This is a genomic window from Halorubrum laminariae, from assembly GCF_024494655.1.
In the GTDB taxonomy this organism is placed as follows: Archaea; Halobacteriota; Halobacteria; order Halobacteriales; family Haloferacaceae; genus Halorubrum; species Halorubrum laminariae.
Window position 1 is genome coordinate 70,992 of the sequence record NZ_JANHDL010000006.1, and the last position, 16,226, is coordinate 87,217.

15 protein-coding genes are annotated in these 16,226 nt (G+C 68.3%); 7 read left to right on the forward strand and 8 right to left on the reverse strand.

The features are described from left to right. Nucleotides 1-22: 22 nt before the first annotated feature. The gene (locus tag NO887_RS11660) at nt 23-1,006 is read right to left on the reverse strand and encodes a nucleoside recognition protein (protein ID WP_256418459.1); all 984 of its coding nucleotides are present in this window, start codon (nt 1,004-1,006) and stop codon (nt 23-25) included. A 135-nt stretch (nt 1,007-1,141) separates the two neighbouring features. Here NO887_RS11660 and NO887_RS11665 point away from each other — a divergent pair, with 135 nt between their 5' ends. Further along, nucleotides 1,142-2,170, forward strand: coding sequence for an HVO_0234 family beta-propeller protein (locus tag NO887_RS11665; RefSeq protein ID WP_256418460.1), 1,029 nt, complete (start codon nt 1,142-1,144; stop codon nt 2,168-2,170). A 62-nt stretch (nt 2,171-2,232) separates the two neighbouring features. On the opposite strand, the gene NO887_RS11670 is transcribed toward NO887_RS11665, so the two are convergent. Together NO887_RS11670 and NO887_RS11675 are read right to left on the reverse strand one after the other, a co-directional pair. Next, complete coding sequence (locus NO887_RS11670) at nt 2,233-3,183, reverse strand: aminopeptidase (RefSeq protein ID WP_256418461.1); 951 nt, start codon at nt 3,181-3,183, stop codon at nt 2,233-2,235. 108 nt (nt 3,184-3,291) lie between these two features. Beyond that, nucleotides 3,292-3,642 (reverse strand): DUF5518 domain-containing protein, encoded by a 351-nt coding sequence (locus tag NO887_RS11675; RefSeq protein ID WP_256418462.1) that lies wholly within the window; start codon nt 3,640-3,642, stop codon nt 3,292-3,294. A gap of 178 nt (nt 3,643-3,820) precedes the next feature. Between NO887_RS11675 and NO887_RS11680 the strand changes: the two genes are divergently transcribed. The 4 genes from NO887_RS11680 to NO887_RS11695 all read left to right on the forward strand — a co-directional run bounded on the left by NO887_RS11680 (nt 3,821) and on the right by NO887_RS11695 (nt 8,800). Next, nucleotides 3,821-4,579: a hypothetical protein gene (locus NO887_RS11680; protein ID WP_256418463.1), complete on the forward strand. Its 759-nt coding sequence runs from the start codon at nt 3,821-3,823 to the stop codon at nt 4,577-4,579. A 121-nt stretch (nt 4,580-4,700) separates the two neighbouring features. Then, nucleotides 4,701-6,716 (forward strand): DEAD/DEAH box helicase family protein, encoded by a 2,016-nt coding sequence (locus NO887_RS11685; protein WP_256418464.1) that lies wholly within the window; start codon nt 4,701-4,703, stop codon nt 6,714-6,716. Between the two features lie 121 nt (nt 6,717-6,837). Next, complete coding sequence (locus NO887_RS11690) at nt 6,838-7,296, forward strand: hypothetical protein (RefSeq protein ID WP_256418465.1); 459 nt, start codon at nt 6,838-6,840, stop codon at nt 7,294-7,296. A gap of 133 nt (nt 7,297-7,429) precedes the next feature. Continuing rightward, nucleotides 7,430-8,800, forward strand: a complete 1,371-nt coding sequence (locus NO887_RS11695) for a geranylgeranyl reductase family protein (protein ID WP_256418466.1) — start codon at nt 7,430-7,432, stop codon at nt 8,798-8,800. A 33-nt stretch (nt 8,801-8,833) separates the two neighbouring features. Here the strand turns inward: NO887_RS11695 and NO887_RS11700 are convergent, their stop codons facing one another. The 4 genes from NO887_RS11700 to NO887_RS11715 all read right to left on the reverse strand — a co-directional run bounded on the left by NO887_RS11700 (nt 8,834) and on the right by NO887_RS11715 (nt 11,190). Beyond that, the gene (locus NO887_RS11700) at nt 8,834-9,136 is read right to left on the reverse strand and encodes a DUF8036 family membrane protein (RefSeq protein WP_256418467.1); all 303 of its coding nucleotides are present in this window, start codon (nt 9,134-9,136) and stop codon (nt 8,834-8,836) included. Between the two features lie 49 nt (nt 9,137-9,185). Continuing rightward, nucleotides 9,186-9,464, reverse strand: coding sequence for a winged helix-turn-helix domain-containing protein (locus NO887_RS11705; RefSeq protein ID WP_256418468.1), 279 nt, complete (start codon nt 9,462-9,464; stop codon nt 9,186-9,188). 71 nt (nt 9,465-9,535) lie between these two features. Continuing rightward, the gene (locus NO887_RS11710; protein WP_256418469.1) at nt 9,536-10,825 is read right to left on the reverse strand and encodes an amidohydrolase; all 1,290 of its coding nucleotides are present in this window, start codon (nt 10,823-10,825) and stop codon (nt 9,536-9,538) included. 32 nt (nt 10,826-10,857) lie between these two features. Beyond that, nucleotides 10,858-11,190, reverse strand: a complete 333-nt coding sequence (locus NO887_RS11715) for an uS10/mL48 family ribosomal protein (protein WP_256418470.1) — start codon at nt 11,188-11,190, stop codon at nt 10,858-10,860. A gap of 210 nt (nt 11,191-11,400) precedes the next feature. On the opposite strand from NO887_RS11715, the gene NO887_RS11720 reads away from it, so the two are divergent. Beyond that, nucleotides 11,401-11,847, forward strand: a complete 447-nt coding sequence (locus NO887_RS11720; protein WP_256418471.1) for a bis(5'-nucleosyl)-tetraphosphatase — start codon at nt 11,401-11,403, stop codon at nt 11,845-11,847. Nucleotides 11,848-11,907: 60 nt separating this feature from the next. Continuing rightward, nucleotides 11,908-12,942 carry a DUF5787 family protein gene (locus tag NO887_RS11725; protein ID WP_256418472.1) on the forward strand — a complete coding sequence of 345 codons (1,035 nt, stop codon included), beginning with the start codon at nt 11,908-11,910 and terminating at the stop codon, nt 12,940-12,942. Nucleotides 12,943-13,026: 84 nt separating this feature from the next. On the opposite strand, the gene NO887_RS11730 is transcribed toward NO887_RS11725, so the two are convergent. Then, nucleotides 13,027-16,089 carry an FAD-binding and (Fe-S)-binding domain-containing protein gene (locus NO887_RS11730; RefSeq protein WP_256418473.1) on the reverse strand — a complete coding sequence of 1,021 codons (3,063 nt, stop codon included), beginning with the start codon at nt 16,087-16,089 and terminating at the stop codon, nt 13,027-13,029. Nucleotides 16,090-16,226: the final 137 nt, after the last annotated feature.

Sequence of the window (16,226 nt, forward strand, 5' to 3'; positions counted from 1 at the left end):
CGGCGTGCTGTCGCGGCGGCGATCACCACACCGGCGCGAGCAGTACCGCGACGGTGAGCGAGATGAAGAGGAGCTTCAACGCGGTGTTGACGGCGATCACCTTCGTCCCGAACTCGGCACCCCAGATCCCGTACTGGAAGGGGATCGACCGCCGGAACGTCGAGACGGCGAATGAGAGGATGCCGCCGATGAGAAGCGTCGCGACCGCGGTTCGCGTGGTGAACGTCCCCGGCTCCGCCCCGGCGATCGTCACGGCACCGGCGGTCGTGTCGAGCGTGTAGACGGCGATGACGGGGATCGCCTCTCCGGGGAGTCCGAGCACGCCCGTGACCGGCTCGGCGACGCTCGTCAGCGCACCCACGTCGTAGTTCGTGACGAGTCCGATCACGAGGACGTACACGACTGCGAGCCGCGGGACGATCCGCCGGAGCGTCGACCACGATTTCTCGGCGGCGTCGCGGACGCGCTCGCGGGAGTCGCGGTCGTCGTCTTCGGCTCCGTCGGCGTCGACGTTCGCGAGGGCCGTACGATCTACATTGTGCTCTGAGAGGAGTAGCCCGCCGAGCAGGACGCCCGTGACCGTGATGGCAAGCGCGATGCCGGCGCGCGCCGAGACGTACACGATACCGATCTCGGTGCCGAGGATCGGTATCATCACGGGAACGTAGTAGGTGAACACGTGCTGGACGAATCCGAAGAACGTGTTGATGACCACCGCGACGAGCGTGGCGCGGTCGTCGAGGAGTCCGGTGTCGCGGTACTCGGCGAGCGTCGCGTAGCCCGCGGTCGTCGACGCCGCGGTCGTCAGAATCGCCGTACCGACCTCGTCCGGGAGGTTGGCGGGACGGGTGAGCCACCCGGCGAGCCCGGCGACGTAGCGGACGAGGCCGAACGCGACCGCGACGTTCGCGGCGAAGACCCCGGCCGCGATGAACGCCGTGATGCGCGTCAGCCGCGGAGCAACCTCGGCGAGCAGCGAGAGGAACTCGGCGACGACCGATTGCACGGATACGATCACGCGGCCGCCGGTCAAATGCGCATCGGAACTGCCGGGATGCCGACCCGTCGCGAACGCGGATCCGCACTTCGAAGAGGATAGTCCACGCGGGGCTTATGCCTCCCCCCGCCGAAGCCCCCGCCGATGGCACCCGCGGAAGACGACATCTCGATCGAAGAAAAGCGCGTGTACGCCGGAAACGCGGGTCGAACGGACGCGTTCGTCGCCACTGAGACAGGGATCGTCAGAGTCGCGTTCTCAGCCGACAAGATCGGCGCGTTCGACATGGTCGCGCGCGAACCCGCCCGCGACATCGCCGTGCTCCCGGGAGGCGAGGATCGGGCTCTCATCGGCGTCGCATCCGCCGACGGGCTCCGCGTCGCTCCGGTCGGCGACGAGGTCGACTTCGTCACGGTCACCGACGAACCGACCGTCGCGCTCGGCGTCGACGACGCACGCGACGACGCCTTTCTCGTCGGTACCGCAGACGGCGGGATCGATCGCGTCGCGATCGAGACGACGCCCGGATCGGATGCGGGTGAGGCGGTCGCGAGCGGTGCAGACGCGAGTGGTGCAGACACGATCGATGCAGACGCGAACGATGCGGTCGCGATCGACGGCGATTCGACGACGCTCTCGGCGACGACGACACGGGTTGGCACCGTCTCCGAGCCGCGCGCGATCGACGGTCCGCTCGTCGCGGCCGCGGACGGCATCCACCGCGTCACGAGTGATCGCGCGGCCGCGTCGGCCGGAGATACGGGATACGCCCTCGCGTCGGTCGGCCTCGACGACGCACGCGACGTTGCGGGCACGGGAATGCCGCTCGCCGCGACCGCCTCCGGCCTCTACTGGCTCGGAAACGGCTGGATGACGGTACAGGAGGGCGACGCGACCGCGGTCGCGGCCGACGGCGACGGCCACGCGACGGCGGTCGTGGACGGAGACCTGCTCGTACGCGACGATGCCGGCTCTGGCGGCTGGGACCGAGACGCGTGGCGCGAGACAGCCCTCCCGGTCGACGAGGAGGCAGTCGCGCTCGGCTACGGCCCGGGCGTTGCCGTTGCAGTCACGGCGGCCGGCACGCTCTGCGTCGACGCCGGCGACGGCTGGCGACACCAGGTGATCGGCGTCCGCGACGCGGCGGGCGTCGCGCTCGCGAAACGGGAGTGAGGTCGCTCTCGGTGAACAGGAGCGCGAAACGCGTACACGGCGGAAGCGAGACGACGAGACGGTCAGGCCGTCGGCAGTTCCACCTCGTCGCCGTCGGCGTAGACGGTCGGGTTGCGGATGATCCCGTCGAGGTGGATCGGCGCGTCGGTGTCGCCGCCGATGCCGGCGTTGTCGCCGATTGCGATGTGGACCGTGCCGGCCGCCTTCTCGTCTAAGAGGACCGAGCCGACCAGTTGCTCGACGCCGACGTTGGTTCCGATCCCGAGTTCCGCGAGGTTGCGGGCTGCGTCGCCGACCAATTCGGCTGCGGCCTCGACGTCTGCCCGGACCGCGTCGTCGTCAATGGCCGTGACGAGCCCGTCGTCGACCTCAAACCGCAGCGTCTGGTCCGGATCGAGCAGGCCGTGCGGCATCATCGTCCCGTCGACGACGAACGTCCCGCTGGTCGTCTCCGGGGCGACGAACACCTCGCCGGCCGGAAGGTTCGAGAAGTCGCCCGGATCGCGGACCATGCCGGTGTCCGCGAGCCACTCGCGGTCGCCGATCTGCACGGTGATGTCGGTGCCGGCGGGCGCGGTGACTCGGATCTCGGAGGCGTCGCCGACCCGTTCCATCATCTCGTCGCAGGCGGCGTCGATCGCGGCGTAATCGGCGTCGAGCCCCGTCGTGAACACGTCTTCCGTGATGCCGGGGAGCGTCGCGCCGCGCGAGCCAGCCTCACAGGCCGCCCCCCGAGCGCGCGTGTGACTCAGGCTCTTCGCGGTCGGCGCAAGGAATGCGTCGCTCTCGGCCATCGCGGCTGCGACCGGTGCGGACGGTTCGGTTCCGTGCTGCTCTGCGGGCGGATAGCGGAGGATCGTCGCGTCGTTGGTGACGGCGGTCGCGGCCGCGTACAGCGCCTCGCCGATCGCCTCGCGACTGTCGTCGGTGACCACGACGACGGACTCGCCCGCGGCGACGTTGAGACACTGTTCGACGGCGGTTTCGGCGGCCTCGGCGAGGTCGGCTGACATGTACCGGACTCGACGGTGCCGGGCGTTAGTCCTTGTCATCCCGACGCGGCGGCGGTCGCATCGCGTGCCGGTGATGTTCGATCCCGCAGCGTTGTCGAGCAACGGCGGCTACGCGTTCTCTTTGAGATACGCGCCGATGAGGCCACCGAGCGCGCTCAACGCGACAGTGAACCCGACGGCGATCGCGACGACCGCGAGTACGAGGACGAAGCCGCCGATCGCGACGCCGACGTCTCCCGTCAGGGGGAGGAAGACGAGCGCGACGGCGAGGATCACGGCGACCGGAAGCGAGGCGATCAACCCGGAGAGCGCACCGATCCGAACGCCGTCCTCGCTTTCGCTGCCTTCAAGGTACGCCGCGATCGCGCCGCCGATTATGGGCGAGATTCCGAGAAACGAGAAACCGATCGTCGCGACCGCGCCGATGACGGCGTTGAGGAGGGTGTTGTCCGTGTTCATATGGTAGCCTCTCGCGGCCACGAGATACGTCTTGTGGACGAGTGGTAGCGAAACGGGCCTGATCGGGAGATCGGAGCCTCACGGACGGTCCCGATCGCGGGACGGAGACGCCGCGCCGCGGTGCGAACTTCGTGTGTCGCCGTAACACACTTAAGAGCGGACTCTATACACGTAGTCAGTGGCATCCCGACAGGGCGGGTCGGGGGACGCAGAGCCCCTCGGGCCCGGATCGACGGATCGTCGGACCGCTTCCACGGCCGCTCCCGCGACTCCCGACACGCGGCGGGACGACTCGCCGGCGGACTCGCGGCCGGGCGCACCCCAGCGGCGTCGGTCTCGCTCTCGTTCCCACCCGTATCCCGGCGAGCGCCGGCCATCGGGAGCCGAGCCGTCGAGAGATGCAGTCGCTCGAACGCCTGAGGACCCGCCGCTGCGGGACCCGGGGCTGTACGCGCTGACCGACCACTTCCGCGAGCGGCTCGAACAGCCGGGTCGGTACGTCTCGACGCGGATCGTTAGCGACGCGATCCGGCGCGGCCAACTGCGCTGGAATCGCACCGACGGCTGGCGGTTCGCGCTCGTCGACAGCGGCGTCCGGTTCGTCGTCGTCGTGGGCGACACCGAGACGAACTCGCCGGTCGTCGTCACCGGCTGGACCGAAGTGGCGGACCGCGAGGCCGCTCTCGACGCCTCGCGCTGGGACGCGGTCGACGTTGACACGATCACCGTGCGGACCGCACTGAGCGAGTCCGCGTCATCGCCGATCCCGGACCGGATTCGGCCGCGCGTCGTGACGCGCCCCTTCGAGGTTGGCGACCATCGCCTCGAAACCGCCCCCGGCGATCCGTTCGTCCGCTGTACCGCCTGTGGCTGCCGGTTCCGCTCGAAAGAGGCGATCACGTCTCGCCGATGTCAGGACCGGTCTGTGGGTCGGTAGCGCCCGACGATCGACCGCTTCACGCGTCGACCGCTTCACGCGTCGATTGCTTACCTTTCGGCCGCTTCGCGATCCGGTCGCTGACGCTACCCATTTCCGCGTCGCGGCCAAAGCCTCACCGATGACCGACGACACCGGCGACGCCGCCGGAGACGATCCACCGACCAGTGATGCCGCCGGAGACGATCCACCGTCCAGTGATGCCGCCGGAGACGATCCGTCCGTCAGGGACGACGAAGCCACCGCTGACCTCTCGCTCGACCGGTTTCACGAGGCGCTCGAAGCCGAGGAGCGACCGGTCGCAACCGCGAGCGAGGTCGCGCGGCGACTGGGAACCACGCAGGCGGCCGCCCGCGACGCCCTCGCGACGCTCGTCGACCGCGGTGACGTCGATCGGATCGACGTCGAGACCGACCCGGTCGTCTTCTATCCGTCCGACTGGGGTCGCTTGGCGACCCGTGAGCGCATCGTCGCGTTTCCGGATCGACGCGAGATCGTCGTCGACCGATCGACGCAGTTCACCCGCGCCCGACTCTCGCAGTTCGCGTACCTCGTCGACACGACGGGGACCGAACCCGGAACCCGCGGGTACCTCTACCGGATCCGTCAGGAAGACGTCTGGGCCGCGCCGTTTGAGGACGCCGACGCGCTGATCGCGAGCCTCCGCTCCGTGCTCCCCCGCCGGTATGAGCACCTCGAAGAGTGGATTCGCGACCAGTGGCGGCGCGCGCACCGCTTCCGGCTGTACTCCCATGAGGACGGCTACGTCGTGCTTGAAGCCGCAAACGAGAATCTGCTGGGCAACGTCGCCGATCAGCACCTCGACGACGACCACCTCCGCGCGCCGATATCTGAGACCGAGGCGTGGGTGAACGAATCCGCCGTCGCCGCGGTGAAGCGCGCGCTCTACGACGCCGGCTATCCGGTCGAAGACGACCGCGACCTAGAGACGGGCGACCCGGTCGACATCGAACTCACCACCGACCTCAGAGACTATCAGGAGACGTGGGTCGAGACGTTTCTCGACCGCCGCTCGGGGGTGTACGTCGGTCCGCCGGGATCGGGAAAGACCGTCGCGGCGATCGCGACGATCGCGGCTGTCGGCGGCGAGACGCTCATTCTAGTCCCGTCCCGAGAGCTGGCCGACCAGTGGCGCGCCGAACTCGCGGCGCACTCGACGATCGACCCCGCCGATGTCGGCGTGTACCACGGCGGAACGAAGGAGGTCCGACCGGTTACGATCGCGACCTACCAGATCGCCGGAATGGACCGCCACCGGAGCCTGTTCGACTCCCGGAAGTGGGGCCTGATCTGCTTCGACGAGTGCCATCACGTCACCGCTCCGGTGTACTCGCGTACCGCGGAGCTACAGAGCAAACACCGGCTCGGGCTCTCGGCGACTCCCGTCCGCGAATCCGGGTCCGAAGAGGAGATCTACACCCTGATCGGCCAGCCGATCGGCGCGGACTGGGACGCCCTCTTCGACGCCGGCTTCGTGCAGGAGCCCGAAGTCGAGATACGGTACGTCCCGTGGCGCGACGAACTGGCGCGAAACGAGTACGCGAGCGCAGACGGTCGCGAGCGCCGCCGCCTCGCCGCAGAGAATCCGGCGAAGATAGACGAGATCCGCTCGTTGATCGCGACCCACCGCGACGCGAAGGCGCTCGTCTTCGTCGAGTACCTCGATCAGGGCGAGGTGATCGCCGACGCGCTCGACGTGCCGTTCGTCAGCGGCGAGACCCCTCACCGCGAGCGCCGACAACTGTTCCGTCGGTTCCGCGCGGGCAGCGACGCCGGCACCGACAGCGACGACGACCGCGTCACCGCCGGCACTGACAGAGATGACGACCCCGACGCCGCCGGCACCGACGACGGTCTCGACGCCCTCGTCGTCTCTCGGGTCGGCGACGAGGGGATCGACCTCCCCAACGCCGGACTGGCGGTCGTCGCGAGCGGACTCGGTGGCTCTCGCCGACAGGGCTCACAGCGCGCCGGGCGCACCATGCGGCCTTCGGGATCGGCGCTCGTCTACGTGCTCGCGACGCGGGGGTCGAGCGAGGAGGAATTCGCCCAGCGGCAGATGCGACACCTCGCGCGCAAGGGCGTTCGCGTGCGAGAGACGAATGTCGCGGAGTAACGGACGCGACGCGGACGCCGCGGAAGCGGGTCCGGCGGCTCGCGAGCGGTCGTCGCTGCGGGCGGGTCGCGTTTCACCTCGCTGCAACGAACTCTATATGCTCGGACGAACGAAGTGGTCCATGCGCAACCCATGGGTCCACGACGACATGTCGGACGCGGCCAGCGGCGGATACGACGGCAACGTCCGACTGCTCGCGGTCGGCGTCTGGGGAGTGCTCGCCGCCGCAGTGGGCGGGTTCGTTCTTCTTTCGGCTGGTGGGTTCGTCGACATCGGGACCGACGGCGCTGCGCTGCAGACGGCCGTCACGTCCGTTGTCGCGGGAGTGACGTTCGTGCTCCTCGTTCCGCTTTTGCTGAAGCTTCTCACGATCTCGCGGCTGCTCGCGACGGTCGCGTTCGCCGCGACTGCGCTGGCGCTGGGGCGGTTCGTGTGGGAGCGAGAGGCGGGGCGGATCGAGCGCCTCGCGGCGAGCGGTGAATCCCTTGACGGTTCGGGCGCGGCGGGCGTTCCGAGTGCGTCGGCCGAGAAGCTAGTCGACCTGCTCGACGTGCTGTTCGGGCTCGTTGGCGTCGTGTGATACCGCGGCCGCCGGGCGACCCAGTGCTCGACGCGACCGATGCGTCGACGGCGGCAGTAGACGCCTCTGTCGCCGCCGAGGGGACTCAATCGGGAACAAAGAGTTTTGCCACCGGGGCGACCACGCACGAGGTATGAGCATCGACGAGTACGACGTCGTCGTGGCGGGTGCTGGCACCGCCGGCTGTTACGCGGCCGCGACGATCGCGAACGAGGGGCTCGACGTCGTGATCGTCGAGCGGAAAGACGCCGAGGAGGCGGGCCACATCGCCTGCGGCGACGCGCTGAAGGGCGCGGACGCCTTCCCGGAGGCGATCCCGAAATCGCAGCTCGAACCGGCGTTCACCAACACCGGCGTCGACCACGGGCGCTTCGAGATCCCACAGGAGGACACGGTCCTCGAGATCCCCGTTCCCGGCGAACTCGCCGTCATCGACCGCTGGGAGTACGGCCGTCGGATCATCGAAGGGGCCGAAAACGCTGGCGTCGACTTCCATTACGACACCGTCATCAACGACGTGATACAGACCGACAGCGGCCGCGTCACCGGACTGCGGGCCAAACGGAAGGGCCAGCCGAGAACGTACGCGGCGGACGTCGTCATCGACGGTGCCGGGTCGCTGTCGCTGCTTCAGGACAAGGCAGACTTCTCGGAGACGACGTTCGACACGAACGTGCGGTACTCGCAGTTCTGTTCGGCCTACCGCGAGATCGTCGAGGTGCCGGAGCCGGTGGAGTGGGACGACGCCTTAGTGTTCAAAGCCACCGACCGCGCCGCGGGCTACCTCTGGTACTTCCCGCGGACCGCGACCGAGATCAACGTCGGGCTCGGCTTCCAGATGAACGAGGAGCCGATGCAGCTCGTCGAGGCGCTGAAACGCGACCTCCGGAACCGCCCCGAGTTCGAGGGCGCGGAGGTCCGCGACAAGCTCGGTGCCGCCCTCCCGACGCGCCGCCCGTACGACTCCGCGGTCGCACCGGGATACATGGCGGTCGGCGACGCGGCCGGGCACGTCAATCCCACCACCGGCGGCGGCATCGCCGGGGCGGCGTACGCGGGCAAGTACGCCGGCGAACAGGCGGTGAAGGCGATCGCCGACGGCGACGTGAGCGAGGAGAACCTCTGGCGGTACAACACGCGCGTCATGGACCACTTCGGCGGGCGCTACGCCGGCCTCGACGTGTACAACGTCCTCTCGACCGCGGTCGACGTCGACGACCTGATGGGATTGCTCGCGTCGCTGCCGGGCGAGAAGCTCGCCGAGGCGCTGTACGAGGGGTCGACATCGATGTCGTTCGGGCTGAAGGTGAAGGCGGCTATCCAGAGCTTCGGCTACTGGGGAACCATCCGGAACTTCTATCAGACGAAGTCGCTCGCGGACGAACTGCTCGACCACTACGACTCGTACCCGACCAGTCCGGCCGCGATGGCAAACTGGACGAGCGAGCGCGACGCGATCATGGACCGCGTGTACGAGACGACCGGCGCGGACCCGAAGTACTGAGTGCGATCGGGCTGCGGTCCGAATTTTCCCCAATTAATCCCACGTCACCCACAGCAGGAACGCGAGCGCGAGCGTCTGTAGCGCGTGGACGATGACTCCCGCTCGCCACGCGAGCGGCGGCATGTCGGTGGCGAACCAGCCGGACAACACCGGATGAAACGAGTAGATATACACCGAGATTGCGTTCTGCGCGAGCAAGAGCCCGCCGAACACCGCCAGCCCGGCCGCGTGTTTCGACCGGATTGTGAGGTAGTTGCGCGCCCAAATGTACGTGAGCGCGAACAGCATCGCGACGTTGAGAGCGACGCTGATCCGCGCGACATCTATCCACGGCATCGCAGTAGTCGCCTCCGATGAGCCGCTCCCGCCGTCGGAACGAAATCGCTCACAGCGGTCGTCCCTCCGCGATCTCCTCGACGAGGTCCCAGTGGCGCTGGGTTCCCTCGGTAGGGTAATACACCGTCCCGTAGCCATCACCGGTGCGTGTCACCACGTCGTGGTCGCGGAGTACGTCTAAGTGATGTCGCACCGTCGTGTAGTCCAAATCGAGTCGGTCTGCGAGCTGGTTCGCGTTCCGCGGGCGCTTGTCTATCGCCCGGAGAATCCGGACTCGATTCGGGCCGCCGCGGGTCCCGGTGAGCACGTACCAGAGGACGGCCTCCATACCCGGACAGAAGGGGCTCGCGACGCCTAAACCTACCGCCACGGCGGCTCGATATCCCCCGGATCATGTGGCTAGCTCGCCCCACCGATTCCGTCACCGACACGCCGGATCGCGCCGGCGAGCACGTCGACGCCAATCTCGATGTCGGCCTCGACGACGTCGAACTCGCTCGTGTGGTGTCCGCTCGGGTGGTCCGTCCCGACGCCAACGTAACAGGCGAGTCCACCGCGGTCTTGTACCCGCTGCATCATGTAGGTCGCGTCCTCGGAGCCGCCGAGGTCGCCGCGGTCGCGGACCGACGTGACGCCCTCGACGCCAGCGGCGACCGCGCCGATCACGTCGGCGAGCGCGTCGTCGCTTTTCGCGCTCGGAGCCTCGCCCTTCGTGGCGATCTCCACGTCGCAGTCGTGCATCGCCGCGGCCGAGGTGAGAATTCGATCCGCGTGCTCGGACGCGTACTCGGCCAACTCGGTCGTCGCACCGCGGACCTCACCCTCGATGTACGACTCTGCCGGGATGACGTTCGTCGCCGTGCCGCCGCCGACCAGTCCGGCGTTCACTCGGGTCGGGCCGTCCGCGTGTCGGGGGATTCCGTAGAGATTCTGGATCGCCGCGGCCATCGCCTGTACCGCGTTGCGGCCCGCCTCGGGTCGCGCTCCCGCGTGGGCGGACTCGCCCGTGAAGTCGGCGCGGAAGTGCCGGACCGCGAGGAACCCGTCGATCCCGCAGACGATCTCGCCGGAGGGGTGATCCAACCCGACGTGGACCGCGTAGAGGTAGTCGACATCGTCGAGGTGACCGGACTCGGCCATCGGTCGCCCGCCAGCGACCTGTTCTTCACCCGGCTGGAAGAACACCTTCAGCGTGCCCGAAAACGCCGAATCGAGGACGGCGTCGAGCGTCGCCAGCCCGATGGTCGCGTGGGCGTCGTGGCCGCAGGCGTGCATGTACCCCTCGGTCTCCGAGCGGAACCCTTCCCTCGCGGGGAGGTGGAACTGTTCGTCGGACTCCGTGACCGGCAGCGCGTCGATGTCGACGCGCAGGCCGACCACGGGGCCGTCGCCGCGTTCCGCGACGGCGACGCACCCGGTGTGGCCGCCCGTCATCCGATCGAGGACCGCGGGATCCGCGCCGGCGTCGCGGGCGCGAGCCTCCCACTCGGCGAGCTCGTCGTCGGCGGGGACGTTCATCCGATCGCCGGTTGCGAGCGCGTCGGGACCAACATGTAGTTCGGTCAGATCCCGCTCGCGGAGCGCAGAGACGATCCGGGAGGTCGTGTAGAACTCACACCACGCGGGCTCCGGGTGCCGGTGGAGGTCGCGGCGGAACGCGCAGTACTCGTCGCCGTCGTGGACTGGCATACGTACCTGGTGGCCGGGATGGGGCTTAAATTCTAGTCGCGCCGGTGCCCGAGCGGCTTCTTCTGGTCGACCTCGACCTCGACGTGGATCGAGTCGGGGAAGTCGCGCGCCACCACGTCGCGGGCGATGTCGTCGGAGCCGTGGATCTCCATTGACCGCTTGTACACGTCGTAGCTCCACGGCGAGAACTCGTCGCCGGCGCGCAGCTGTTTATATAGTGGCACGTTGAGCTTCTCGGCTGGCGTGGCGTGCGGCCCTTTACACTCCGCGCCCTTGCGTTCAAGAGTCGTCTTCAGCTCTTGGACGGTCTCAGATAACACGTCTCGGTCGCCGGAGGCGAACGAGAGTTTCGTGACGAAGGTCATGGGGGTTGTGCATGTGTGGTGGCCCGAAGGCTAAAAGCGCACCTACCTGTCTGGCTATCTGTGGTGGATCGTCTGGCTCGGGGGGAGGCGCTAAAAAACGGACACACATCGGCTGCTGCTGGGCACGCAAATCCGCCGATGGCGGCTGAAACGGTCGGTGGGTTCGTGAGTCCGACACCCTCTTTAGGGGTGATTGCTTACCTGACGCTAATGACGGTCGAAGCGACAAGCGCTGGAGCCATCCTCTTCCGCGACACCCGCGGCGAACGGGAGTATTTGCTCCTGAAGAGCCGACCGGGGGACTGGGAGTTCCCGAAAGGCGGGGTCGAGGGGGACGAGGAGCTTCAGCAGACGGCGATCAGAGAAGTCGGCGAGGAGGCCGGAATCGAGGATTTCCGGCTGATAGACGGCTTCCGCGAGGAGTACGACTACGTGTTCGAGGCGAACGGCAACACCATCCACAAGACGGTTCACCTGTTCATCGCGCGCTCGTTCGAGGCCAGCGCCGAGATCTCGAACGAACACCGCGACCTGCAGTGGCGCGACTACGACCAGGCGATCAACACGATCACCCAAGACGGCCCCCGCGAGATCCTCGAAGACGCTCACGAGTACCTCGACGAGCGAAAAGACGACGAGACGGACGAGTACGTCTGACCGACCGCGGCAACCGCGTCGGGCGGACCGTTTTTATCCGCCGGAGCCGACTCCCGAGTCGTGACTCCGGACGCCGAGTTCGGCTACGAACTCCTCGTCTGTCGGTACGCCGAACTGGCGTGGCATCCGGGAGACGGTCCGCGTCCGGCGATCGTCTCCCGCCAGCTCGGCACCCGCGAGCGCCGCTGGGACACCGTCGTCGTCGAGGTGGACCCCGCGTCGCTCGCGGCGCGCCGGAGGTTCGGCGACGAGACCATCGGCTCGGACCTCCTCCACGTCGTCCGGCACGCGCCCGCCGACTGGGCGTGGTACCGCGACGCGCTCCCCGACCCCGGCTACCCGTGGCGATACGTCCGAGAGGCGATCCACCGGGCCGCCGGTCGGGACCTGATCGAGACGCGCCGCGACGGCAACCGGATACAGATCCGTCGGCTGCGACCGTATCCGGACTGGGTCGAGCGGATCGTCGCGGTCGAGAACAAGCCGGACCTCGACGCCAGCGCGGCCGACAGGCTCGCCGACCAGCTCGCACACGATGTGGAGACCGCCCTCGCCGACGAGGTCTGGCTCGCGACCGAGACGACCGGCGACCGGATAGAGCGCGCCCTGCTGCGCGAGATGCCCGTTGAGGCGGGAGTGCTCGCAACAGACTTCTCCGCGGGCGTCGACGTCGAGAGCGGCGACGTGGCGTGGCACCCGAGCGATCTGTCGCCGACGGGCCGCTCCCGAGATGACGCGGCGACGATCCGCCGACTGGAGATCGCGGAGCGGGCGTACGGGAAGGGATGGCGGTCGTTTCACGACACGATGCGGCCCGACTGTCGGGGCTTCGAACTCCGTCGAGAGGGACGCGCGCTGGTGCCCTACTGTACCGCCAAGGAAAAACTCCCGACCGCCCGGGAGTGTTCGGGGTCGTGCCCGCAGTTCTCGCCCGAACCGCCGCAGTGGCGCACGAACGGGTGGCCGATCGAGGGCGGTCCCGGAAAGGGAGTTCGGCAGCTTCTGGACCGTCGCCGCGAGCGGGAGCGCGACGCGGTCGCGGACGCCGGCTCGGACCCCCGTTCGAATGGGACCGGCTTCGATGGCGACGCCTGACGAGATCGGTTCCGATCGCGACGCCGAACGTCCGACAGATTCCGGAGTGACGGATCGCCGCCCGGTCGATGCCGCCGGAGCCGACTACGCCAGCGCCGCCGCCAGCTTTTCGACGGGATGCGGCGGCTCGTCGGCGTCGCCGTCGCGGTCCTTCAGCTGCGTCCGACAGGAGGCTCCGGGCGCGACGACCGCGTCCCCGTCGCTCGCGTCCACCTGCTCGTAGAGCGTCTCGCCGATCGCCTTGCTCATCGCGTAGTGCTCAGCCTCGTAGCCGAAGGATCCGGCCATCCCGCAACACGAGGAGTCGAGCGGGTCGACGCCGTAGCCGGCGCGGCGGAGCACCCCCACCGCGTGGTGGTCCTTCTTCGTCGCCTTCTGGTGGCAGTGGCCGTGATACGTGAGTGACTCCGTCGGCACGTCGAGCGTCAGCGTCTCGTCGAGGCGGTGAGCGTCGACGAACTCCATGATTCCGTAGGTGTTCTCCGAGACGGCCGCAACGTCGTCGTCGGGGACCGGACTGGCGTCACCGTCGAGCAGGTCGTGGTAGTCGGACTGGAGCATGACGGCGTCGGTCGGCTCGACGACCACCACGTCTTTGCCCGCTCGGACCTCGGGCGCGAGCGTCTCGACCGCGTCTCTCGCCGTCGCGCGCGACTTCTCTAACATCCCCTTCGAGTGCGGGGGCCGACCGCTGCCGTCGATGTCCGGAATCCGCACGTGACAGTTCGCGGCCTCCAACACGCGCACCGCGGCCTTGCCGGCACCGGGGTTCGTGTACGTCGTGTACACGTCGGGGAACAACAACACCTCGCGGTCGGCCTCAGCGCGCGGGACGCCCGCCCCGCCGCGGGCCTCGAACCAGTCGGTGAGGCTCTCGGACCGGAACGTGGGGAGGTTCCGCTCTCTGGCGACGCCGAGGAGCTTCTCGCCGATCACGCCCGCGCCCGGCAGCTTGTTCGGGAGGTTCGACAGCGGCGCGAGCTTCGACCCCAGAGGAGCGAGCGACTCGAAGCTCCCCAGCAGCCGGGTCCGGAGGTCGACCCCGTGCTCCTCGTGGTGGGCGTGCTCGACCTCGGCTTTCAGCTTCGCCATGTCGACGCCGCTCGGACAGTCGACCTTACACCCCTTACAGCCGACACACAGGTCCATCACCTCGGTGACGAACTCGTCGTTCGTAGGATCCTCGGGGAGTTCTCCGCTCATCGCCCCACGGAGCAGGTTCGCGCGTCCGCGGGTTGCCTGTATCTCCTCGTCTGCGGCGCGGTAGGTCGGACACATCACGCCCCCGGTCGTCTCCTGTGGACCGCGGCAGCCGCCGCAGCCGTGACAGAGTTCGACCATCCCCTGCATCCCGTTGTCGACGGCCCATTCGAGCGCGGGGTCAAACCCCTCGTCGTACTCGTACTCCGAGTCGAATCGGAGATCCGCGCTCATGTCGTGGTCGCCGCAGACGTTCCCGGGGTTGAGCAGCCAGTCGGGATCGAACGCGGTCTTCAGATCGCGGAAGGCATCCCACAGGTCGTCGCCGTAGAGCTTCCGGTTCCACTGCGTCCGCGCGTGACCGTCGCCGTGCTCGCCCGACACCGACCCGCCGAGTCGGACGACGGCGTCCGTGACCCGGTCCGCGATGTCGACCATTGCGTCCACCTCCTCGACGTTCTTCGTGTTGATCAGCGGACGGATGTGGAGCACGCCGGGACCGGCGTGCGCGTAAAAGGTCGCGAACGTGTCGTTGTCGTCGAGAATCTCTTGGAACTCGCGGGTGTACTCGGGGAGGTGCTCCGGCGGGATCGCGCAGTCCTCGATGAAGGAGATGTGCTTCTCGTCCGTGGTTCGCGAGAGCAAGATCGGGAGCCCGGACTTTCGCATCTTCCAGAAGCGCTCGCGGTCGTCGGGGTCGTGTGCTTCCATCGCGTCGACGGCGCGGCGAGGCTGGCTCGTCTCCTCCGCGGCCCCCGCACTGGGCGTTTCGATCGTCTCCGGGCCGCCCTCGGCCGCCGTCCCAACGCGATCGGCGACGAGGTCCGCGACCTTCTGTCGCCCTTCCGCGTCGCTTTCGGCGTAGAACTCGACCAAGAGCACGGAGTTGGTCCCGTCGGGCAACATGTCGACCACGTCCGCGAACTCCGGCGTGTCGGCCGCGAGCCCGAGCAGCACGTCGTCCATTACCTCGACGGCGGCGGGGTCGTGTTCGAGGATCGGAGCCACGTCCTCCATCGCGTCCAACAGGTCGTCGTAGGTGAGCAGCGCGACCGACTTCGTCTCGGGAATCTCCACGAGTGAGACGGTCGCCTCCGTCACCGTCGCGAGCGTCCCCTCGCTGCCGGCCATGAGTCGGCCGAGATTGACGACGCCCTCCTCGCCGTACTCGCCGCGGTACTCCGCGAGCAGCCGGTCGAGGTTGTAGCCGGAGACGTTGCGTTTCATCTCCGGGTAGCGCTCGTCGATCTCCGACGCTTCCTCGTCGAGGATCTGCACGATCTCGGCGTGGATCCGCGGGAGGAGGTCGTCGCTCTCGGAGTCCGCAGAGTCGCGCAGGTCGTCGACCCGCTCCTCGCCGAAGGTCGTCACGGTGCCGTCCGCGAGCACGACTTCGAGTTCTTCGACGTAGTGGTCCGTCTTCCCGTACTTCAGCGAGTGCGACCCGGTGGAGTTGTTGCCGATCGCACCGCCGACGGCGGACTTGTCGCGCCACGCCGGGTCGGGCGCGAACTTCAGTCCGTCCGACTCGACTGCGGCGTTGAGATCGCCGACGTACGCGCCGGCTTGCACGCGGGCCGTCGCCGCTTCCGCGTCCGTCTCGATCACCGCGTCCATCTCGCCGGAGAGGTCGAGGACGACCGCCTCGTTGACGGTCTGGCCCGCGAGCGACGTGCCGCCGCCGCGCGGGAGCACCGGAATCCCCTCCTCGAAGCAGTACTCGTGGACGGCGGCGATATCGGCGGTCGACTCGGGAATCACCACGCCGATCGGGGTGACCTCGTACGCCGAGGCGTCGGTCGCGTACAGCCGCTTCGAGTACTCGTCGAACCGCACGTCGCCGTCGACCCGGCGGTCCAGCGCGTCGACGAGGTCCGGTCTATCGACCGATCCCCCGGTGTAATCGAAGTCCCCCCCGTCCCGCGGGTCCGGCGTGTTAGTTGCCATGCAGATCTGTCACGGTCGAACGGTCAAAAACCTCCTGACGTCGGCGAGACGACCGCGCCGGAACTGACGGCCGAACGACGGGTTTCGGAATCAGTCACGAACGATCGGCATAACACCCATATGCGTCCCCTCGGAAC